Origin of the sequence: Pontibacter silvestris (assembly GCF_020907275.1) — a bacterium.
Classification (GTDB): domain Bacteria; phylum Bacteroidota; class Bacteroidia; order Cytophagales; family Hymenobacteraceae; genus Pontibacter; species Pontibacter silvestris.
Genome location: NZ_JAJJWI010000003.1, coordinates 186,849 through 209,705, shown reverse-complemented (window position 1 = coordinate 209,705; position 22,857 = coordinate 186,849). Strand labels below are relative to the sequence as shown.

The following is a 22,857-nucleotide window of genomic DNA, read 5'->3' as shown; positions in this document are numbered from 1 at the left end:
AAAAGCATGCTTAACAGAAAGCTTTTACTGATCTTTTTACTTCTGCTTAGTATCGCAGAGGCTTATGCTAAATCTCCTGAAAAGCGGGAGGTGAAATATCTCTCAGGTACTGATAATAAGAACACTGTAGCTTGGAACTTCTACTGTACAGGTGGCCGGAAAAGTGGCTATTGGACCACCATACAGGTGCCATCGCACTGGGAGCAGCAAGGCTTTGGTACCTACAACTATGGGCGCGATTATGTGACCTATGGTAAAAGCTTCCGCTTTGCTGATGAAAAAGGCATGTACAATCACACTTTCCAGGTGCCAAAAGACTGGAAAAATAAAGATGTGTACATTGTCTTTGAAGGTTCTATGACCGATACCGAAGTTATGATAAACGGTAAGCTTGCCGGGCCCACGCATCAGGGAGCTTTTTATCAGTTTAAGTACAACATCAGCGATAAACTAGAGTTCGGCAAGGATAACTTATTAGAGGTTATGGTTAGTAAAATGTCTGCCGATCCTTCTGTGAACAATGCAGAACGTTTAGCTGATTACTGGATATTCGGAGGAATTTTCCGGCCGGTATATCTAGAAGCCTTTCCAAAAGAGCATGTGGCGTACACCGCCATAGATGCAAAAGCAAATGGCTCTTTCTCCATGAATGTTCACCTGAGCAACCCGCAGCAGAACCACGAAGTGGTGGCAGAAATTATAGATGTAGCTGGAAAAGTGGTTGGGTCAGGTCGAACTACACTGGCTACAGACACTGTGGTTAATATCAAAGCCAACGTGAACAACCCGCTGCAGTGGACAGCCGAAACACCAAACCTATATACTGTAAACACCTATATAAGATCCGGTAAAAAGAACCTGTTCCAGACATCAGACAAATTTGGTTTTCGCACCATTGAGATCAGGGAAGGGGACGGGATTTACCTTAACGGCACAAAAATCAAAATGAAAGGTGTGAACCGCCATGTGTGGTGGCCGGAAACAGGCCGTTCTGTAAACCGTGCTATCGACCTGATGGATGTGAAGCTGATTAAAGAAATGAACATGAACGCTGTCCGCTGCTCGCATTACCCGCCAGACAAAAGCTTTCTGCAGATATGTGATTCACTGGGGCTTTATGTGCTGGATGAACTGGCTGGCTGGCAAAACTACTATAGCACTGAAGCCGGTGCTCCGCTTGTAAAGGAAATGGTCATCCGTGATGCTAATCATCCGTCTATTATCTTCTGGAGTAATGGGAACGAAGGTGGCCATAACATGGAACTGGATGATGATTATGGCTTTTATGACCTTTCTAACCGCCCTGTTATTCATGCACACCACCGGCCTGGCAATGCCTTTAATGGTATAGACTGCAACCATTACGAAGATTACTATAGCACCAAAAACCTTTTAGAAGGACCGAATATTTATATGCCGACAGAATTTTTACACTCGCAGGATGATGGTGGTGGCGGCACATCTTTGGCTGATTTTTGGGAACTGCACTGGAACAGCAGGTTAGGCGCAGGAGGCTTTTTATGGGACTTAGCAGATGAAGGCATTGTGCGGACTGATCTGAATAACATTATAGATGTTAACAAGGTAAATGCGCCGGATGGCCTAATGGGGCCGCACCGTGAGAAAGAGGGCAGCTTCTTTGCCATCAAAGAAATTTACTCTCCAGTGCATATTACAATGGAGGAGTTACCTGCTTCTTTTAACGGTAACATTCCGGTGGAGAACAGGTTTCATTTCACCAACTTAAATCAATGCACTTTTCAGTGGGAATTGGCTGACTACAGAAAGCCAGGAGATGTTTTTACGGGCTACATTACTAGGAAAAAAGGAACAGGTGCAGGACCTGCTGTAGCGCCAGTTGCTAAAGGCAACCTAAAGCTTAACCTGCCGGCAGACTGGCAAGACTATGATGTGCTCCTTCTTTCTGCTTTTGATCCGCACAAAGAGCTTCTGTACACCTGGACCTGGAATATTAAAAATAATAAACAACTGCTGGACGGAATTGTTTTGCTAACAAAAGAACAGGCCGAAGCCGCAGCTAAACCTGATGCTGCTAATCAAAAAGCAAGTAACACTGTAACTGCCGAGTGGAAAGTAGAAGTAACAGAAACAGACTCAACTGTTACACTAAATGGTGGAGAGATTTCTGTAAAACTAAACAAGAAAAATGGTACCATTATAGAAGTTGCGAATACAAAGAGTAAAAACCTGACCTTTGGCAACGGACCTGTAATGGTAGCTGGCAATGCAACAGTGGCAAACATGAGGCATTATAAGGAAGGTGATGGTCATGTGGTGGAAGTAAACTATACCGGCGATATGAACTACGCCAAATGGAAGATGCACGGAAGCGGTTGGCTGAGCCTGGAGTATGAGTACAACCTGGATGGCGAGTATCCTTTTACCGGTATCAGTTTTAATTACCCAGAAAACTTTATAATTGGTGCCAAGTGGTTGGGCAAAGGCCCTTACCGTGTCTGGAAAAACAGGCAGCAGGGCGTGGAGCACAATGTGTGGGAAAACTACTATAACGATGTGCAGACCGGGAGTGCACCCTGGCAGTACCCAGAGTTTAAAGGGTATTTTGCAGACGTTTCTTGGATGGAGTTTAATACCGTGGAAGGAAAATTTTTAGTAGCCACTCTTGAAGACAATTTATTTGTACGCCGCTTCGACTTTTATGGATTATCAGGCATAAAACCTCACCCTGATTTACCCGTTGGTAATGTGTCTTTTTTAGATAACATTCCACCATTAGGAACAAAGCTGGCACTAAACATAAGCGCAAACACAAAGAACCTTGGTCCTGCCGGAGAACTGAATAAAGTAAACGGGCCAATAAAACGGACGCTGTATTTTTACTTTGGCTTACCAAAGACAGATGATACGTCTCCACAGCAGTTCGATCAGCCAGTTATAAATGAATTGTTTTAGTCCTTGAACCCGGTAACTTCAAAGCTCGCTGGGTTTACCCTTTTATTAACTTTCTAAAACATTAATTATGATAAAAAAATGTTTTTTTTCTCTGTTGTGCCTGCTATTGGTAAGTTTCTCTTTTCCTGCTAAAAAGAAAATCACTATTTACATGGCTGGCGACTCCACCATGCAAACTTATAAAGAGTCTGAAACGCCGATGCGTGGTTGGGGGCAGTACTTAGCAGAGTTTTTCACGGATGATGTTACTGTAAAGAACAAAGCTATTGGTGGGCGCAGTACACGAACGTTTATTTCTGAAAATCGTTGGCAGCGAATTATGGACGAATTGCAAAAAGACGATTGGGTGTTTATACAGTTTGGGCATAACGATAACTCCAGTAAGCCGGAACGGCATACTACGCCAGAAGATTACAGGAATAACTTAAGAAAGTTTGTAGATGAGGTACGTGCGAAAGACGCAAATCCAGTTCTGTTGACGTCCATCACCATGCGGAAATTTGATAAACAGGGAGTCGTGCAAACAGCTATTGGTAAATATACAGATATTACCCGTGAAGTAGCCAGAGAAATGAATGTGCCTATGATTGACTTGAACAGGAAAACAGGAGATTATGTGCAGTCATTAGGTGCGGAAGAGGCTAAAAAGCTTTATATGTGGCTGGAGCCGGGAGAGCACCCGAAGTACCCGGAAGGTCTGAAAGATAACACTCACATGAAGGAGGAAGGAGCCAAAAAAGTAGCTGAGTTGGCGGTAGAAGGTATAAAAGAATTAAAGTTAAAGCCTTTGGTATCTTACCTGAAAAAGTAGACTTGAGATAAGGCCGTCAGAACAAGAAAGGGTTAAGCAGAAGTTTATGCTTAACCCTTTCTTGTTTAGCATACAGGACAGCGCAGGATAATCTCCTGAAAATGAATAAATAAATTGGATGTAATCGGAAATAGTGCTACCTCTTCTGCATTATTGTGCGAGTAGTACAACTTGTACAATAATGCAGAAGAGGTAGCCGCTGTTTCTCCTGAATGTAACTCCGCCTAAGCCTTTACTTTACCTAAATACATTGCATTACTGATACTATTGTGAAGAGGTTCTTTTTTTATTATTAAAAACGAACATTAGTTAATTTATGAAAGCAAAACTACAAGTCCCCATCAAAATCCCTTTCATAACAAAGGGTGCATCTGTCAAAGAAAAGTCTTATAATTATTACAAACCATCTTATAAAAAAAAGCTAAGTCTGCTGCTTTTGTTGCTGTTTACTCTTACTTCTTTATATGCTCAGCGGCATATGGAGAGCTTAGGACGTGGTTTGGTAGCTGTAAGAACAGGCACTAACGAAGTGTTCATTAGCTGGCGCATGCTCGGAACAGATCCTGATGATATTGCTTTTAACCTTTACCGTGGCTCCACACTTCTTACAACTTCACCTATAACCGCTGCTACAAACTACACAGATAACACAGGCTCCAATGAGACTTACACCGTTCGTCCGGTAATAAACGGGCAGGAGCAGGAAGCCTCTGATCCGGCTTCTGTTTGGGAGCAGCCTTACTTGAGTATACCGCTGCAGCGGCCTGCAGGAGGCACCACTCCTGACGGAGTAAGCTACACCTATAGCCCAAATGACTGCAGTGTGGGTGACCTGGATGGAGACGGAGAGTACGAGGTTATCCTAAAGTGGGACCCATCAAACGCAAAGGATAATTCACAAAGCGGCTATACAGGTAATGTATACATTGATGCTTATAAACTGAATGGCACCCACATGTGGCGTATTGACCTGGGAAAGAACATTAGAGCCGGGGCACACTATACGCAGTTTATTGTTTACGACCTGGACAGCGATGGGAAAGCAGAGGTCGCTTTTAAAACTGCTGATGGCACTATAGATGGAACAGGCACCTTAATTGGTAACGCTACTGCTGATTACCGTAACAATGGCGGCTATATTTTAGCCGGGCCTGAGTATTTGACTGTTTTTAACGGTGAGACGGGTGCTGCCATGGCTACTACTGACTATCTGCCTGCCAGAGGAAATGTTTCTGGTTGGGGAGATAATTACGGCAATCGGGTTGACCGTTTCTTGGCAGGCGTAGGCTATTTTGATGGGCAGCGGCCAAGTCTTTTAATGACCCGTGGCTATTACACAAGAGCTGTGCTAGTGGCCTGGGACTGGCGCAATGGACAGTTAACGGAGCGCTGGACTTTTGATTCTGATGCTGAAGGTAATGGCGCTTATGCCGGACAGGGAAACCATCAACTGACTGTTGCAGATGTGGATGAAGATGGAAAGGATGAAGTAGTTTTCGGCTCAATGGCCATAGATGATGACGGAACAGGGCTTTATACTACCGGGCTTGGCCATGGTGATGCCATGCATGTGTCAGATTTAAATCCTGACAGACCAGGACTGGAGACATGGACAGCACATGAAGATGTGAGTGCTTATGATGGAAATGGCCTTTGGCTTCGTGATGCCCAAACAGGGAAAAAACTTTGGGGAGTACCTGCTAGCCGTGACATTGGCCGAGCCTTAGCTGCTGATATAGATCCACGTTATAAAGGATATGAAGTTTGGGGTGCTACCGGTACATTATATAGTGTAACCGGGCAGGAAATTTCTGCTGCCAAACCAAGTAGTGCAAACTTTGCTAATTGGTGGGATGGGGACCTGCAACGCGAGATACTGGATGGCACTACGCTGGACAAATGGAATTACACCAGTGGTACTTCAGAGAGGTTGTTAACGGCGTACCAGTATGGAGCCGAGCAAAATAATGGTACAAAAGCCAATCCTGGCTTAAGTGCAGATATACTAGGCGACTGGAGAGAAGAAGTAATATACAGGCACAGTAATAACAGTGAATTATTAATCTTTACCACCACCACACCTACTGAGCATCGATTCTACACCTTCATGCATGACCCTCAGTACCGGGTATCTGTGGCCTGGCAGAATGTGTCATATAATCAGCCTCCACATACAAGCTTTTATGTAGGGGAAGGAATGGAAACTCCTCCGACACCTAATATTGCCTTAGTAGATAATACCGGTGGAAGTACACCTGTTATTTATTTAGGAGCCAGTGGGGGAGACGGAGAAGTTAATTTAAGTTGGTCCGTATCAAATGTAGAGTTAATGAACCAGGAGATATATCGGGACACGGATGCTGATCCTAATGGCAGATCACGTATTGCTTCTGTATCAGCAACTACAACAACTTTCAAGGATACAGATGTTACAAATGATACAACCTATTATTACTGGATTAAAGCTAAAAGCACGGATGCTGTTACTATAAGCTCTAATGTTGCCAGTGCTACTCCAAAGGTGGAAGAAGAGGGGGGAGGCATTCCTTCTGTGGTACTTGAAGCTAATGTAGGAGGCTCTAAAATAGCCTTAACCTGGGAGGTACTGAATACTGAGTTAAGTGGTCAGGAAGTATACCGTGATACAGACTCCAACCCTTCCGGAAGAACACGTATCGCCACTTCTATTGATGGAAGTATCAGGAGCTTTGTAGATAACACTGTGCAGAATGGCGTTACTTATTACTATTGGATTAAAGCAACCGCTGTTGATGGTAGTGTCATTAACTCTAACGGAGCCAATGCTACAGCAGTAGTAGATGGTAATGTGGAGTTACCAAAAGTTGAACTGAGTGCTATGGCAGGCGATGCACAAATTGACTTAAACTGGACTGTTACCAACATTGATTTAAGGAGCCTGGAAATATTTCGAGATATAGATGCTGATCCTAATGGCAGAGTACGTGTAGCATCCGTATCAATTGATAGTAGGAGCTATATTGATAATACAGCCCAAAATGGTATTACCTACTATTACTGGATAAAAGCCACAGACGTAAATGGAGCTGTCACAAATTCTAATGCAGGCAGTGCTATACTAGAAAGTAGCAGTCTTGATGGTACCTACCTTCTTACAGCCCGCCATAGTGAAAAGGTACTGGACTTAAATAAAGACTGTGTCGGTAACAATGGCAATAGCAATCTGGTACAGCACGCGCCAAACGGTAGCAATCAGCAACTATGGACAATTAGCAGCGTGGACGAAGGCTACTATACTATCATAAATGCAACTTGCGGACAGGCATTGGGAGTGAAAGCAAAATCGAGTAGTGCAGAGGGGGCTAACATTCTGCAGTGGAGTTATGCAGGAGGTAGTAACCAGCAGTGGGCTATCAGCAAGATGGATAATGATTACTACAGCATTGTTAACAGAGCAACAGGTTTAGCTGTAAGTGTAGAGGGCAGCTCTACCGCCAACGGTGCTAACGTGAAACAGTGGACTTACGCTGATGGTATGAACCAGCAGTTTAGCCTTGCTCCAGCTAATGTCAGTACAACCAGTGCTGTAGCGAAGCAAAATGATTTAGTAATGGATAGAAAAGGAGAGGGAGTATCTGCTATTATTTATCCAAACCCGACTGCTGAAGCTTTTCTTATAGAAACCAAAGGAGCTTTTGAATATATTGTGTTTGACCAATTAAGTAGAGTTGTGGAGCAAGGTAAGGGTAAAAATGTAGTTAAAGCTGGCTCTAAACTGAAAGCCGGTCTGTATATCATTAATGTTCAAACAGATGAAAATAATCAGCAGTTAAAGCTGATTAAGAAGTAAAGATAAGTTTACTAACTAGCAACAGAGGCAGTGTCATTATGTTATGACACTGCCTCTGCTGCTAGTTCCTTTATATGCGATGCGTGTTCATCAATACTAGGCTGTGTTGATTAGAGCAGCAGTATCATGGCTGCAGCCAAGTGCAGGAAAGCCAGAAAGCAGGAGGCAGTCTTATCATATTGGGTGGCGATGCGGCGGTAGTGCTTGATTCTGTTAAAGAAGCGCTCTATCTTATTTCGGTCCTTGTATAGGTTCTCGTCAATGAGGCGGGGGTGCTTGGCATTAGAACGAGAGGGAACCACCACTTCAGCGCCCAACTCAGCGACGACTCTGGCAAAGGAGTTGCTGTCGTAGCCTTTGTCAGCCACCACAGCCCGGGACTATCCTTTTCCAGCAGGGCCTGTGCCTGCCGGTGGTCAGAGTGGTGGCCGGGAGAGAGGATGAACCGGCGGGGGTTGCCCAAGGCGTCGCAGCAGGCGTGCACCTTGGTTGAGAAGCCGCCCCTGCTGCGGCCCCAGAGACTCATCCGCCGGCGTTGTTTTTTGTCCTGCCGCGTGCTGGTGAGCCCTGACGGTGGTGGAGTCGAGCAGGAGCCAGTAGTCCAGGTCCGGTTCCTGCAGCTCTTCAAAGACACGCTGCCAGACGCCTTTCCTGGCCCATCGTCGGAAGCGCTGGTAGGTCGAGTTCCAAGGGCCGTAGCGCTCAGGAAGGTCTCTCCAGGGGGCGCCGCTGCGGGCGATCCAGAGCACGGCGTTGATGAACTGGCGGTTGTCTTTGGCTGTGCGCCCCACATCTGTGGACTTGCCCGGAAGAAGGGTAGAGAGGCGCTGCCAGTCATAGTCGCTGATTTCGTAGCGTCGCATAAGCTTTTTTTAACTTAAACAACAGAAACAGAAAATCATTCAGTAATTGTCAACACGACCTAGATCATTTCAATCTGTATGCCGTGGCCTGTATCCTATAAAATACGTCTATGTTGATAAGCAATCGAATACAATTAAATAAGTATGTTGTTCTTTGTTATCTGATTTTATGAAAGGCGAACTTAAGCAAATGATATGGGTATTATATATGATCTATAAAGTCTTTGTAGCAACTGTTGTTATTGATGATCTGCTTACTTAATAAACTTAACTTGAGCCTTTAGTTTTAACCTGAATACACATCTCTATTATCAGGTAAAGAGTAACCAATCTAACATGTTTAGGCTTTAACACTATTAGAGTAGCAATATTCTGGCAAAGTTTTTAACTTAATGAGGAAGGTGAAGTCTAACTATTCGCACCATTAAAGGTAGTTATACAAAGTAAACAGATTTGTCTCTTTATTAACTATAGCTATGTCAGTTAGAAAAGTTACTAAAAGTACATCATGTTCAGGTATAAATGAAAAGCCAGCATCAGATGAATACCTGATTCTGGCTCAAAAAAAGTATTGGAAAGAATGTGATCTATAGGTTTATGTTCGAACTGTTTTTAACATCAATCTTGGTGTCATCTTCGGTGCTGATAGAAGTATCATCAAAATTCCAGTTCTTGGCATAAGATATCTCGCCAGCTGTTTTAGCATGAATCCTGATGTTATCGAAGTTAAAGTTCTCCACTAAAGATTTTTCGATACCGGCAGCGAAAAGGGCTTTTTTGGCATTGGTGACAGTAATGTCAGAAATATAAACATCTTTAAACTTAGGAATACCTTTTTCTTCTGGCTCTACCTTTTGGAGCATTGTTTTCCAGTGCTGCGGTATAGTTTCATAAGAATATCCCTCTGGTAGCGTAGAGTAACTATAGCTAGGGTTCCAGTTCATAGCTACTTCAATAGGGGTGCCTACTTCGTTCATTTCTATGTCATGGATGTAGATGTTTTCTACCGTACCGCCTCTGGTAGTAGCTGATTTAAACCGGATGCCTACGCCTGTTCCGTTTGCCTTTAAATTATAAGCTAGCACATGGCGTATACCACCGGAGGTTTCGCTGCCAAAGGTAATAAGTCCTCCTCCTTTACGGGAAATACAGTCGCGGATAACTATGTATTCTGCCGGACGATTTACCCGAAGGCCGTCCCAGTCGCGGCCTGCCTTTAAACAGAAGTTATCGTCGTTGCAGTCAATATCGCTGTTTTGTACCAGCACATAAGAAGACGAGTCTATGTCTATGCCGTCTGTGCTGGGGCCGTGGCCATCTATATTGTTCTGAATAACAACGCCATCAACCGTAATATGATCAGAGTAAAGAACATGAATGGTCCAGAAGCCCGCCTGCTTTAGTGTTATATCTTTTATAGTTACATCCGAAGACTCTGATACCAACAGTGTACGCGGACGCTTAGCGTCATAATCCACAATCCAGCGGAGCCCTTTTGGTTCATACTCTTTGCGCATATTCCAGTACATATCCCAGAACGGTTTACCTTGTGCATGCACAGTGCCTTTGCCGGAAATAGCCACAGTTTCCTGGTCAAGCACATTAATAAGCGCTGATGGCCATTTCATTTCTATACCTGCCACTCGTGTATCTATCTCTGGGTAATCCGCTAGGTTCTGGCTACCTAGTATCTCAACACCCTCATCTATGCGCAGGTGTACCCCTTTTTTAAGGTAAATGGATCCGGTAAGGTAGGCTCCTGGCTGAAACATAACAATGCCGCCACCTTTAGTAGCACAGGCGTCAATAGCAGCCTGTATTGCTTTTGTGTTAAGGGTTTTACCATCGTTTACAGCACCGTATTTGGTTACATCGTAGGTTTTCTTTTTGCCAGGCATTTTCTTGGCACCCACTTCTTTAACCCATTCGGGGGTAGGAAAGTCAGCTGCAGGTTGCTTTAGCTTAAAACACATGATAGCTAAAGCAAGCACTGGCAGAATAAATAAAGCGGAAAAGCTCTTATGTCTCATTTGTAGATAATTGGTTGAATTTATAAATAAGTAGCTCTTGCTACAGTTTATGGCGTTTATCGTGGCTCAGGTTTATATAGGTTGGTTTATCTCTATTACAGGCTAAGTTTCCATTGCTGTATTCTAGCTCCGTTACCTGAATCACACTTCTTTTAGCAGCAGTACTGTTGTCTGGGGCGGGGTTGGATTTTACTCTGCCCGGGTGCGTAAAGTAGAACAGGTAAGCTCTGTCTCCATTAACAACTACGTCAGCATGGCCGCCTATTGCCTGATCGTCGGTTCCTTTACCCGGTGCTTCTAGCAATCGCTCCTCCTGTGCCTGCCATGTCAGCAGATCGTCAGATTTAAACACTTGGAGGCCTTTCCAGGCATCAATAACCATCCAGTACTGGTTTTTCCATTTAAACACTTTGGGGCCTTCTCCCCTTGCTTGTATAGCTTTACCTTTGTCCTGCCAGTTATACAGGTCTTTGCTGTCGGCGTAGTAGATGGACTTCCCGTCCCTTTCATTGTTGTACCACAAGCGCCAGGTACCGTTAGGTAAGCGATAAACACTGGCATCAATAACTTTATCAGTAACCAGGGGCAGCGTAGACTGATAGTTCCAGTTCAATAAATCAGTACTTGTTAAATGGATGATGTGGCGGGGGTGGTTCCAGTCGGAGAAAACACCTGGTACGTAGGTGAGAAACATGTGGTACTTCCCATTATGTTCTATTACATCGGGAGCCCAATGGGTGTAGTCGGGAGTGGGGGTGTAGTTAATATTGGCTGTGTCTCTGTAAGCCCAGGTGGTACCACCGTCAGAAGACTCTGCAATACCTATGCGGGTGCCATGCACCCAGGTAACGCCATCAGCTGTCTCATCGGTTGCTCTTCTGTTGGTGTAAAACATAAACCATTTCTTCTCTTTCTTATTCCAGATTACAACAGGATCAGCAGCACCATCATAAACAGGGTCGGCATATAGAGGCTTGGGAGTAGGGCTGCGGCTCCCGCTCTTTTGTGCAAAGAGCCCAAGCGGAAGCAAGAAAATAAGGAAGAGCAGGTTAAGCTTTCTTTTTGAGCTGCAATTGTAATAAAACCTCATTAAGTAGTTTTTCAAAATAATCCAAAAAATATGTTTAGCGGAGCTTTTCTAGAAAGTTATGCTCCTTATAAAATTAAGCCTCTGGGTTATTTTTTCTATCCTGCACTGTCCTGTGAAAGTTGTTCTTCCGGGCATCATACCTTACACCACAGGATGGTTACTTTTATTTTAGCATTTACATTGTATTTAAAACAGCTATAAGATCATGTTAAATATGAACAACAACTTGAAGTTTAGTGGGAAATATTGTCTGTTGGTTCTGCTTTCAGTTTTAAGCAATAGCCTTCTAGCCAACATTAAGCTACCTGCGCTATTAGCTGACCACATGGTACTACAGCAGCAGGCAGATGTGGCGCTGTGGGGATGGGCTGACCCTGGTGAAACAGTAGAGGTAATAGGAAGCTGGAACAACAAGAAAGTAAAAGCGACAGCCGATGCACAAGGCAATTGGCAGCTTAAGGTCAGCACATCTAAAGCAGGTGGACCATATGCGCTTTCCTTTAAGGGAAAAAATGAAGTTAATTTAAAGGATATATACCTGGGAGAAGTGTGGATATGCTCCGGGCAAAGTAATATGCATTTTCCTGTGGCACCCATTGAGAATTCTGGCTGGGCAACCGGTGTGGAGAATTATGAGCAGGAAATAGCGCAGGCAAACTATCCTAAAATCAGGATGTTTACCGTGGAACGCAAAGTTGCTGATGAACCGCAGAAAGATGTAGTGGGAGACTGGCAGGTATGTAACCCTGCGACAGTGGGCGACTTTTCGGCAGTGGCTTATTTTTTTGCCAGAGAGTTAGTTGAAAAAACTGGCTTACCGGTTGGGCTGATTAATACCTCATGGGGTGGCACGCCGGCCGAAGGCTGGACAAAAAAAGAAGTTCTGGAATCAGATGCCGATTTCATACCTATACTGGAAAGGTACAATGCTGATGTGGAAAAGTACCCGGAGGCCATTGAAGTGTACCGAAAAGAGTTGGAGCAATGGCGAAAAGAAGCTGAGTCGGCTAAGCAAAAAGGAGAAACACCTGCAGCTGCGCCAAGAGAACCTATGGGGCCTAAGCATCATAAGTCACCTTACAAACTTTATAATGCTATGGTTGCGCCTCTGTTGCCTTACACCATCAAGGGTGCCATCTGGTATCAGGGCGAGTCTAATGCCGACAGAGCCTACCAGTACCGTAAGCTTTTCCCGGCCATGATAGCCAATTGGCGGGAAGGGTGGGGGTACAACTTTCCGTTTTATTTTGTGCAGATAGCCCCTCACCGCAGCCAGCGCCCGGAAATCAGGGAGGCCCAGTTGTTAACAATGCAGTCGGTGCCCAATACAGGCATGGCTGTGGTAACAGATGCAGGAGATTCGCTGGACATCCACCCCAGAAACAAGCAGGTAGTAGGAAAACGCCTCTCTCTTTGGGCCTTGTCGAAAGACTATGGACAGAAAGATGTGGTATACTCTGGCCCTATATACAAGTCAATGAAAGTGGATGGCGACAAAATTGTATTGAGTTTTGATCATGTTGATGGAGGTCTTGTTGCCAGAGGAGGAGAGCTATCAGATTTTACCATTGCCGGGGCAGACCAGAAGTTTGTTAAGGCTAAGGCTAAAATAGAGGGTAAGCAAGTAGTGGTCTGGAGTGATCAGGTTCAAAACCCTGTGGCGGTTCGCTTTGCCTGGGAGCTTATACCAGCGCCGAACTTCTATAACAAAGCAGGGCTGCCGGCTTCACCTTTCCGCACGGATGTATGGCCTGCAGAAACCTATGATGCTTTGTAAAGGCTGTTGAGCCCAATTAAAGGCCTTGGTACTGAGCAAAAGCAGTTTTTAAACACGAAAAAAATACAAGCATGCAAACGAGCCATTTTGCTTCTAAAGCTGTAAAACAACAAATACTATTTTCTCCTGTAAAAATCAGTACAAGGTTTATAATAGCTGGAGCTTTCTCCATAGGAATGCTCTCGACTACCTTTGCGCAAACTGTGGGAGGTATAGATTACTCAGACAGAGCCAACGTTGATAAGACCTTTGATATGGCAGGCACAGACATTTTCGGGCAGCGTTTTCCGTCCGAGAGCCTTACCATTACAGATCCTGTAACCGGCGTTGAGGTTTTAGCGCTAACTACCTCCAGGCATAGTAGCTCTAAAATCTATCAGGACCACCCTAACTGGACGGCCGACGGCAAGTACATTATTTTCAGCTCGAACCGGAATACATCTGCAGGTGGTAATATTACTTTTGCGAACAATGCCACACCACGAAGGCAAAGGCAGTTTTACGCTGTTTCTATGGACACGCATGAAATTGTTCAGGTTACAACTGGTGATAACATTGGTGACTTACTTTTAGGGCATAAGCAAAATGTAGCCTTTCGTGTGCGTAATAACCAGGTGGTAGAAGTAAACCTGGGGGAGTTACTTGCCGAGAGCGAACGGGGAAAGGTGAAAGACGCGGCAAGCTATGAAAAGGTAGTTGCAACAATTCCTGCTGATCTGAAGCCGGGCGGCATGTGCCTGGATATAAATGATGAACGAATATTTTTCTCCACAAGAGCAGGAGAAGATGCTTCAGCTATTTATAGTGTGGAGTTAGATAGCAACAAGACTACAAAATTAATTGAAGTGCCTTTCCGAACAGGGCATTTTCAGGCAAATCCTTTTGTGTCAGGAGAAATGATGTACTGTTGGGAAACAGGTGGTGATTCTCCACAGCGTATATGGGTGCTTAGTGTGGATAAAAAAGGCAAAGTGACTAATCGCCCCGTGTACCAGGAAAAAGCGGATGAATGGGTAACGCACGAAGTATTTGTTGGGCCCGATCATATCATGTTTAACATAATGGGGCACCTTGACCGGCTAAGAAAGAACCCTACTGGCTTAATGATGCTGAACATCCGCACAAATGAATCGCAGCTGTTGGGACAGGCTAAAGAATTGGGCGGGTACTGGCATGCCGCCGGAACACAAGATTTGAAATGGGCTGTAGGAGACTCTTTTGACGGTAATATTTATCGTATCGATATAGAAAAAGGTATTGCCACATTACTTACAACAGGCCATCGCCCAAATACTAAGAGCCCGTTTTCAAGTCAGGCACATGCCCATCAGTCCATTAGCCCCGATGGCAAATGGGTACTATTTAATTCAAGCCTGCTTACAGACAGCGACATTATGATGGTGCCGCTGCATCCGGAGGGGATATAAAGCTTGTTGTACATGAATTGCCTGAAAACGACTAAACATGTATCTTCTCATTTATTTCATAGCTTTAGCTTTTATTTTAGAATCTTGATTATTAGGAACAGTAATGTTTGGCTTTGGTGGCTTTTTCATGTCATGCCCTAAATAGAAACTGGTATGGGGTGGTTGGTTATAACCTACATTTTGCCAGGCAATGCTGAGGCGGTACTGTGGGTCGTGCATGAGCGTGTACAGCCGGTGCCTGGTAGGTATGGTAGTAGTATAAATGCGAAGGCTTTTGTTGTCGTTTGTTCTGAAAACTACTTCTTCACGCCAGTCGCCAAACAGGTCGGCACTTAAAGCTGGGTTAGCTTTGGTGCCGTTGTTAGAAGAAGTACCTTCAGCAGTAAACAACCGAACCTCTTTCTCATTCTCGTAATCCCATTTATCAATATGGTTGCCGTCTAAGAGCTCCCGGGTCAGATCGCCATCCCACCAGACAAGAAAGTTAGTAGATCTTGGGCTGTTACCGATGCGTTTGCCTTTGATACTGTACAACCTTCCAGACGCTGACCACCACATTTCTGCACCCAAATGAGCTTCTCTAATGTTTTTACCGAGATTTATCTTCCAGAGTAAAGTTCCATCCAGCTTATAAGCATGAAAGATGGGCTCGTCAGTAAAGCCGTTAGAAGGTGTGTCGCGGCTACGGCCTGTCATGTGTACTACTATTTCGTATTGTCCGTTGCCGTTCAGGTCGGCTACAGCGGCATCATTGGGTGTATAGCCTGTTGGCGTTTGCAGCGGTACAGAGAGGTAGTTCTGCTCCCATACCGTTACTGTTTCAGATGCTTTCTGTTCTTTCCCATTGAGTACCGGTTTTACGAAGTAAGCGTTGGCTTGCGCTAAGTTTACTCCCGTGTCTATAAAGTTCGTGCTTTCTGTTATAGGCTTCTTATTAAGCTTAACTGGCTTGCTTCCCCCGGCTTTACGGTAAAGGTTAAAGGTTATATTTTCTGGTTCTGTTCCGAGTAAACGCCAGCCAACATACACTGAATCTCCTCCTGTGTGCACTGCTACCAGCCCACGGTCTAAATACTCCATATGCCGTTGTGCTAAAGCAGCATCTGGAAACATAAAAGCAAAATAAAGGGCTAGCGTAAAAGATAGGGTACTTAAACGGCTCATATAAGATTTTTTAAGGTAATATTAGCTTTTACTAAATAGGTGACAGAATTTATATATCGTTTCCTGAAGGAGTACAGCCGCCGTTTATGCGATGTTAACTTCCGTCAGGCTTTGTTACTGTCACATCAGGGCTTAAAGGAAGTTGCCATGCTTCTACAGGATCTGGGTTGGCTGGGTCGAAAGGCTTTACATCATCGCGAAGGTACTGTACAAGCTTCAGGTTATTTTTTCTGATACCTTCTACCACACATTTTGCCAGTTCGTAAGCGCCGTAGGTATTAAAGTGAGTGTCGTCTTTAAGTGCTGTGTCCTGGCCCGGAAAAGTGCCTGCCGGATAATGTACAAAAGCCTTTTTAGATTTCTCAGGCCCCATTGCTTCGTAAAACGCTTTACTCATGGCGTTTAGGTCTATCAAGGCAACATTTTCCTCCTTTGCTGTTTGGCGTGCTGCTTCCGGATAATCCCCAAGGGTATTTATAACCTTACCATTCTCATCAAAGTTGCGGCGGTGCATAGAAGTAACCAGTACAGGTGTGGCTCCACGCTCACGTGCTTCTGAAATATAATGCTTCAGCATGTCTTTATAAGTAGTAAATGGCTCCACATGTGAACCTCCCGGCTTCTGATCGTTATGAGCAAACTCAATAAACAGATAGTCATTCGGCTCGATAACACTTAGTACCTTTTGTAGGCGTTTTTCTCCGATAAAAGCTTTTAGCGACTCGCCGGATTCTGCATAATTAGTAACCACTACGCCAGGTTTAAAGAAGCGTGGAATCATTTGCCCCCAGGCGGCCCAAGGCTCATACTCCTGGTCAACCACGGTAGAGTTGCCAGCTAAATACATGGTAATAGCATCGTTAACCTTTGTTATTTCGACGGCGGCTACACAGGGGCGGGAGTTATTAAATTCTAGTGTTAATTTGCTATCCCAGTTCAGGTAGCTTACTTCCCGGGGCTTCAGGCGTATGCTTTCAGTTTCATTTATCTTAGGCGTGCGTACGTTTACCATAAAAGTATGAGCTTCTACTTTGCCGGATGGCGTCTCTATTTTCTCCAGCATCAGCCGGCGCGATTCTGCTTTTACGGTAGTGGTTGAAGTTCCCTGCTGATCACCCAGCAACACCGTTACCTGATAGTCGCCCTCAGGCAAATCTACACTAAAGTAAAAGGGTTCTTTACTGGTGATGAAGTCGCTGTACAGGGCATCTGTTCCTTTTCGGGTAACAGCTTCCACACCAGACTTACTCATGATACCATATCCTTGTTCTTTGGTATATACAGTAGAAGATAGCACTTGCACATAACCAGCTTGTACTTTACCTGGGCCAAAGTCAAATTTTAACGTGGTTGCTTCACTGTTATCGGGAGCTACAGTTATAGTAGAAGTTTGTTCTTTACCGGAGGCAGGTATTTCTGTTGCCTTACAGCTTATTAGGCAAGCAGAAGCTGTAATGGCAAGAGCAATAGTTTTTATAAATTCAGGCTTTACTTTAACAGGGCTCCTTTTCATTCAAGGTTGTTTTTCAGGTGAGTTATTAATCTGGAAGGGTAGCGTTGAATTTCTATACATCTAAAGTTATCCTGTTGCTGTTGAATAATTATCCTGTCATATCCTGTTTGCTTTAGGTATTACTCTTGCTACTACCCACAACTTTTTTAATCTCCTGATGATATGGCACATTAACTTCTAAGAGTTCTCCTTGGTAATATTATTTTCTGCCTAAAATTATTTTAAAGAACAGGACAGAGCAGGATGCGCATAAATGAATAATATTTTAGTATTGTTTTATTCAAGCACCCCTGAGATGGCAGCATTGAGTATATAAAGAGAGGTGGAACATGTGTACGGGTAAATTAATGCATAAAAGCATTAACCTAAAACCTTACCTCCACTCTTATCTGCCATAGAACGTTACCTGCCAACATTCTTTTAATTTAAAACTGTTCTTAAACACTTTGCTCTATCTGTTCTTTTTGATTGAGTAGATAGCAAAATTTTTAACTACTTTGCCTAACTAACATTAGTAAAAGATACTGTTCATAATCCAGGCAAAACATACGATTATAACCATGAACAAATTTTATAAAGCTTTTCCTGTCAGGGCGCATCAGTGCTGCTAGAGGAAAAATATTTCTGATCAGCAAAACGAAGAGTGTTTAATGTCAAACAAAACTGAAAGAGTTATGGCGAAACTTTACAAACCTTTTTTCCAGAAAGTGCTTTTCACGGCAGTGCTCTGTGTTGCACAAGTAGTTGCCTATGCGCAATCTACCATAACCGGAAAGGTTACCTCCAGTGAAAACGGTGAAGCCTTACCAGGTGTAAGTATTATGGTAAAAGGAACTACCACTGGTACTGTTGCTTCTATTGATGGTGATTTTAGTATTGCAGCGCCTGCTAACGGTACACTGGTTTTCTCTTTTATTGGCTTTACTACCCAGGAGGTGGCTATTAATGGAAGAACAACTGTTAATGTACAGTTAGCGCCAGACTCTAAAGCACTGGAAGAAGTGGTGGTAGTAGGATATGGCACCATGAAAAAGAGTGATGTAACCGGTGCAATAGCCTCTGTAAAAACAGAGGAACTTACGGCCATTCCAACTACCAACGCATTACGCTCTTTACAAGGAAAAGTGTCAGGCCTTGATGTAACGCAAAGCAATGGACAACCAGGTGCCAATGTAAACATTGTGCTTCGTGGCAACAGGTCGCTGCGTGCCGACAACCAGCCGCTGGTATTGGTGGATGGTATTCAGTATGGCTCTTTTGTGGATATAAACCCTACTGATATTGAGTCGGTGGAGGTCCTGAAGGATGTTGCCTCTACTGCTATTTATGGTACAAGAGGTGCCAATGGTGTTATCATTATCACTACAAAAAAAGGAAGTGCTACCGGTAGAACCAGTCTCACCTTTAACTCCTATGTTTCCAGCTACCAAAAAGGAAAATATCCCAGAATGATGAACGGCGAAGAGTATGCGCAGCTGAAGCGTGAGGCTTACCGCACTACCAACGGAGATGTGTATCGCAATGATGAGGATATATTTCAGGTTGATGAGCTGGAGTACATTAAGAACAAGCAATTTGAGAACTGGCAGGATTACATCTTCCACAACGGTTTGTTGCAAAACTATGAACTGAACCTGACTGGTGGAAGTGAGAAAACTACCTTTTCGGTTTCCGGTGGTTACCAGCGAGACCAGGGTTTATTATTAAACGATGTTTTCAGAAGAGTTAACGGAAAGGTAAGCATAGATCATAAGTTGTTTGATAGATTTAGAGTGGGCGTTACAGCTATCTATACTTATAAAAACCAAGACAAGAGGGATAACCCACTTAACATGGCAAACAAAATATTGCCAATTGCCAAAGCTTTCAACGATGAAGGCAACCTGATTCTGAACCCGGCTCCTGGCTATAGTGCGCAGTTTAACCCACTGGCAGATGAGCAACCAGGTGTATTTGTAAACAACATTGTGGATAAACGACTGTTTTCTTCTGCTTACCTGGATGTGAAAATATTTGAAGATCTGTTGTTCAAATCTACCATAGGTTTAGACATCAGGGATTACCGGAACGGGTATTACAGAGGGCACAATACTATTGCTAACGTAGGGAGAAACTCTACTTCTGGAGTTGAACTGACTAATAACTTCAATTATACCTGGGAAAACACCTTAAACTATAACAAAGAGTTTGGTGACCATGCCATACAAGGTTTACTGGGTACAAGTACATTAGGGAGAAATTATGAGGAGTTTAAAGCATCTGGTAATAACCAGTCATCACCACTTACTTCATACTATGATCTGAACTCAAATTCAGCTTCAAAAGTAATTGGCAGCAAACTGCTTCAAACGCGTATCGCATCGTTCTTTGGTCGTGTTAATTATAAGTTCAGAGATCGATACATACTGCAAGGCTCCCTGCGTGCTGATGGTTCTTCTGTGTTGGCGGCAGGCCAGAAATGGGGATATTTCCCTTCCTTATCTGGATCTTGGCGTGTAGTAGAAGAGCCTTTTATGCAGGACTTTGCTATGGTAAACGACCTGAAACTACGGGTTAGCTGGGGTAGGTCAGGCAATGCTGCCATAGACCCTTATGCTACCTTAGGCGGACTATCACTTTCAGCTTATGCTTTCGGAACCACTGCAGCCTACGGGTACTGGCCTAGTGTAATTCCTAACCCTAATCTAACCTGGGAAACTACTTCTACCTGGAATGCCGGTGTAGACTTTGGCTTGCTGAGCAACAGAATAGCTGGTAGTGTAGATTTCTATATTTCCAGAACAACTGATTTGCTGTTGCCTAGCTTATTGCCTCCTGCTACGGGATATTCAGAAATAATGGAAAACGTTGGGCAAACACAAAACAAGGGAGTTGAGCTGGCCTTAACTACGCAGAATATTACTACACCTGATTTCTCCTGGTCTACTGACTGGACCTTTGCCCTGAACCGTGAAAAAATTGTTGCTTTAAACGACGGCGTAACAAGGAATGAAGCCAATAATTGGTTTGTGGGTTCTCCTACCAGAGTGTTCTATGACTACAAAAAGATTGGTATCTGGCAGTTAGGCGAAGAGACTTTGGCTAATGAAATGGGAGGCTATAAACCTGGTGATGTGAAGGTGGCCGACCTGAATGGTAATGGAGAAATTGACCCAGGCGACAGAACAACTTTCTCGCAGGTACCTAAGTATTCTTTCGGTTTTAACAATCACTTCGAATACAAGAACTTCGATTTTAGCGTGTTTGTCTATGGCCGTATAGGGCAGTACATCAACTACGAGTACAACGCTTCCGGCTTTAAGCCAAGTGCCTTGGAAAACGGATCAAATGTCGATTACTGGACTCCAGAGAACCCTACCAATGCTTTCCCCCGCCCGAACAGCTCTTACTCAACAACTAACTATCTTTTCCAGTCAACCTTAGGCTATGTGGATGGATCGTTTGTGAAGATCAGAGATATTTCCTTAGGCTATAACCTGCCTGCATCTCTGCTTGGTAAAGCCGGCATAGGCAAGGTGAGAGTTTATGGGACACTACAGAACTACTTTGTATTCAGCGGTATCAAAGACTATGACCCTGAACGCGGAGGTGACCTAAGCTTCCCGCTGCCTAAGCAAGTAATTTTTGGTGTAAATGTTGGCCTTTAAGTTTATCTGAGCCAGGACTTATCAATCTAAAAGAGAAACCCATGAAAAATAAAATTATAGCTTTATGCCTGATGCTTTCCGGTTTTGGATTAACATCATGTGAAGACTTTCTGGAAGAAACCAACAAAAGTGGTTTAACTGGAGATCCATATTATGATACCGAGCTAGGTATTACGAGTGCTGTAAATTCCTGCTATTCGGGCACCAGGCTTTGGTATGGCAAAGAACACCCTTATGGATTCAGCGAAACAGGTACTGATCTTTTCCTGCGCGGCGGCGATAACAAAGCCAATCAAATTTCTGATTATACTGTAGATTTAAATGGTGCCCAAACCAATCTGAAAGACTACTGGATTAATTTATACAAGGCGCTAAATGCCTGTAACACAACTATTGCCTTGTTACCCAGCCCAGTCATAAGCGATGCTTTGAACAAGCAATATGAAGGAGAGGTAAAGTTTCTTCGTGCCCTGTATTTGTCTCTGATTGCTGAAACATGGGGAGACGTGGTTTTAGCTACAGAACCTACATCTGGTGCCGTTAGAACAGCGGAGCGTTCATCGGTAGAGGAATTTTATAAGGTGATCTTCTCTGATTTGGATGTAGCCATTGCCAATCTGGAAGCAAAGAAATCAACAGATGGCAGGATTACACAGGATGTTGCCAAAGCACTGAAAGCCCGCCTGGCGCTGACTCGTGCCAGCGAGACGAACAATACAGGTCTTTATGCCGAAGCAGCCTCGTTGGCAACAGATATTATTAATAGCGGTCGCTATTCCCTTTTTACAGACTACGCCTCGTTGTGGGATATGAAGAACAGTGAGGGAGGTACTAACTCAGAAGTAGTGTATTATGTGAACTACACAAACGACGACACCATGAACGGGGACTACGACCCTGCTGCCGGAAAAGGCAACAACGGCCACCTGTTCTACATTATGGTGTACGATAAACAACCTGGCATGCAGCGTGCGATTAACTATGGTCGTCCTTATCAGCGCTTTATGCCTACACTGCACCTGCTGGATTTGTTTAATGAAACTGTAGACCAACGTTACCATGGTAGCTTCCAGACGGTTTGGTACGCTAACATGGTAAACCTGCAGGATGGCGAAGTAAATGGTTATCCGCAGATGAGCTTAGGCGACACTTCTATGCTTTTCCTGAAGACACCAGCCACCAGCAGCCAGTTGGCGAGAGCAGCAGACAGGTACAAGATTTTTGACCGTACGACCATGTATAAAGCTGACGGATCGCCTTTGCTGCGCTCGCAGTTTATCCAGTTAAAGAAGTTTATGGATCCCACCCGCCTGACAGCAAACCAGGAGTGGAGTTCACGTGATGCTTTTGTGATTCGCCTAGCTGAACTATACCTGATAGCTGCAGAAGGATTAATGAATTCCAATCCTGCAGAGGCCGTAAACTACCTGAATACATTGCGGACTACACGCGCTGTTCCGAGCATGGAAGACCAAATGATGATTACAACTGCTGATCTGAACATTGATTTCATTCTTGAAGAGCGTGCTAGAGAACTGGCCGGAGAGCAGGTCCGCTGGTACGACCTGAAACGTACTGGTAAACTGGTAGAGTATGTACAAAAGTACAATCCTGATGCAAAAGACAATATCAAGAGTTACCACATGGTGCGCCCTATTCCGCAGGTACAATTAGATGCTGTTACCAACAAAGAAGAATTCAAACAAAACCCAGGCTACAATTAATAAGAGCAGGGGATAAGGAGAAGCTGTATAACTCCTTATCCCTTTACT

The 22,857-nt window shown here is 44.1% G+C and carries 11 protein-coding genes and 1 pseudogene; 7 read left to right on the top strand and 5 right to left on the bottom strand.

All coding sequences use genetic code 11. From position 1 onward, the window contains the following. Positions 1-6: 6 nt before the first annotated feature. The 3 genes from LN995_RS04035 to LN995_RS22015 all read left to right on the top strand — a co-directional run bounded on the left by LN995_RS04035 (position 7) and on the right by LN995_RS22015 (position 7,574). Positions 7-2,934, top strand: a complete 2,928-nt coding sequence (locus tag LN995_RS04035; protein ID WP_229958609.1) for a glycoside hydrolase family 2 protein — start codon at positions 7-9, stop codon at positions 2,932-2,934. Between the two features lie 67 nt (positions 2,935-3,001). Then, positions 3,002-3,745 carry a rhamnogalacturonan acetylesterase gene (locus LN995_RS04030; protein WP_229958607.1) on the top strand — a complete coding sequence of 248 codons (744 nt, stop codon included), beginning with the start codon at positions 3,002-3,004 and terminating at the stop codon, positions 3,743-3,745. A 478-nt stretch (positions 3,746-4,223) separates the two neighbouring features. After that, positions 4,224-7,574 carry a rhamnogalacturonan lyase family protein gene (locus LN995_RS22015; RefSeq protein ID WP_317206927.1) on the top strand — a complete coding sequence of 1,117 codons (3,351 nt, stop codon included), beginning with the start codon at positions 4,224-4,226 and terminating at the stop codon, positions 7,572-7,574. 110 nt (positions 7,575-7,684) lie between these two features. On the opposite strand, the pseudogene LN995_RS04015 reads toward LN995_RS22015, so the two are convergent. The 3 genes and pseudogenes from LN995_RS04015 to LN995_RS04005 all read right to left on the bottom strand — a co-directional run bounded on the left by LN995_RS04015 (position 7,685) and on the right by LN995_RS04005 (position 11,557). Then, a pseudogene (locus LN995_RS04015) lies at positions 7,685-8,437 on the bottom strand (IS5 family transposase). Positions 8,438-9,024: 587 nt separating this feature from the next. After that, complete coding sequence (locus LN995_RS04010; RefSeq protein WP_229958605.1) at positions 9,025-10,467, bottom strand: glycoside hydrolase family 28 protein; 1,443 nt, start codon at positions 10,465-10,467, stop codon at positions 9,025-9,027. A gap of 40 nt (positions 10,468-10,507) precedes the next feature. Further along, positions 10,508-11,557: a glycoside hydrolase family protein gene (locus LN995_RS04005; protein ID WP_229958603.1), complete on the bottom strand. Its 1,050-nt coding sequence runs from the start codon at positions 11,555-11,557 to the stop codon at positions 10,508-10,510. Positions 11,558-11,771: 214 nt separating this feature from the next. Here LN995_RS04005 and LN995_RS04000 point away from each other — a divergent pair, with 214 nt between their 5' ends. Together LN995_RS04000 and LN995_RS03995 are read left to right on the top strand one after the other, a co-directional pair. Next, positions 11,772-13,334, top strand: coding sequence for a sialate O-acetylesterase (locus LN995_RS04000; protein WP_229958601.1), 1,563 nt, complete (start codon positions 11,772-11,774; stop codon positions 13,332-13,334). A gap of 71 nt (positions 13,335-13,405) precedes the next feature. Further along, the gene (locus LN995_RS03995) at positions 13,406-14,761 is read left to right on the top strand and encodes a TolB-like translocation protein (protein ID WP_229958599.1); all 1,356 of its coding nucleotides are present in this window, start codon (positions 13,406-13,408) and stop codon (positions 14,759-14,761) included. Between the two features lie 51 nt (positions 14,762-14,812). Here LN995_RS03995 and LN995_RS03990 read toward each other — a convergent pair whose 3' ends face one another. After that, the gene (locus LN995_RS03990) at positions 14,813-15,925 is read right to left on the bottom strand and encodes a rhamnogalacturonan lyase family protein (RefSeq protein WP_229958597.1); all 1,113 of its coding nucleotides are present in this window, start codon (positions 15,923-15,925) and stop codon (positions 14,813-14,815) included. 94 nt (positions 15,926-16,019) lie between these two features. Beyond that, complete coding sequence (locus LN995_RS03985; RefSeq protein ID WP_229958595.1) at positions 16,020-17,438, bottom strand: rhamnogalacturonan acetylesterase; 1,419 nt, start codon at positions 17,436-17,438, stop codon at positions 16,020-16,022. A 674-nt stretch (positions 17,439-18,112) separates the two neighbouring features. Here LN995_RS03985 and LN995_RS03980 point away from each other — a divergent pair. Together LN995_RS03980 and LN995_RS03975 are read left to right on the top strand one after the other, a co-directional pair. Next, on the top strand, positions 18,113-21,085 hold the full coding sequence (locus tag LN995_RS03980; protein WP_229958593.1) for a SusC/RagA family TonB-linked outer membrane protein: 2,973 nt from the start codon (positions 18,113-18,115) through the stop codon (positions 21,083-21,085). Positions 21,086-21,126: 41 nt separating this feature from the next. Further along, positions 21,127-22,809: a RagB/SusD family nutrient uptake outer membrane protein gene (locus tag LN995_RS03975; RefSeq protein WP_229958592.1), complete on the top strand. Its 1,683-nt coding sequence runs from the start codon at positions 21,127-21,129 to the stop codon at positions 22,807-22,809. The last annotated feature ends 48 nt before the right edge of the window (positions 22,810-22,857 follow it).

Coding starts and splice junctions, on each gene's coding strand:
- LN995_RS03985 (WP_229958595.1), bottom strand. CDS start 17,438: ATGAAAAGGAGCCCTGTTAAAGTAAAGCCTGAATTTATAAAAACTATT.
- LN995_RS04035 (WP_229958609.1), top strand. CDS start 7: ATGCTTAACAGAAAGCTTTTACTGATCTTTTTACTTCTGCTTAGTATC.
- LN995_RS04030 (WP_229958607.1), top strand. CDS start 3,002: ATGATAAAAAAATGTTTTTTTTCTCTGTTGTGCCTGCTATTGGTAAGT.
- LN995_RS03980 (WP_229958593.1), top strand. CDS start 18,113: ATGGCGAAACTTTACAAACCTTTTTTCCAGAAAGTGCTTTTCACGGCA.
- LN995_RS22015 (WP_317206927.1), top strand. CDS start 4,224: ATGGAGAGCTTAGGACGTGGTTTGGTAGCTGTAAGAACAGGCACTAAC.
- LN995_RS03995 (WP_229958599.1), top strand. CDS start 13,406: ATGCAAACGAGCCATTTTGCTTCTAAAGCTGTAAAACAACAAATACTA.
- LN995_RS04005 (WP_229958603.1), bottom strand. CDS start 11,557: ATGAGGTTTTATTACAATTGCAGCTCAAAAAGAAAGCTTAACCTGCTC.
- LN995_RS03975 (WP_229958592.1), top strand. CDS start 21,127: ATGAAAAATAAAATTATAGCTTTATGCCTGATGCTTTCCGGTTTTGGA.
- LN995_RS04000 (WP_229958601.1), top strand. CDS start 11,772: ATGAACAACAACTTGAAGTTTAGTGGGAAATATTGTCTGTTGGTTCTG.
- LN995_RS04010 (WP_229958605.1), bottom strand. CDS start 10,467: ATGAGACATAAGAGCTTTTCCGCTTTATTTATTCTGCCAGTGCTTGCT.
- LN995_RS03990 (WP_229958597.1), bottom strand. CDS start 15,925: ATGAGCCGTTTAAGTACCCTATCTTTTACGCTAGCCCTTTATTTTGCT.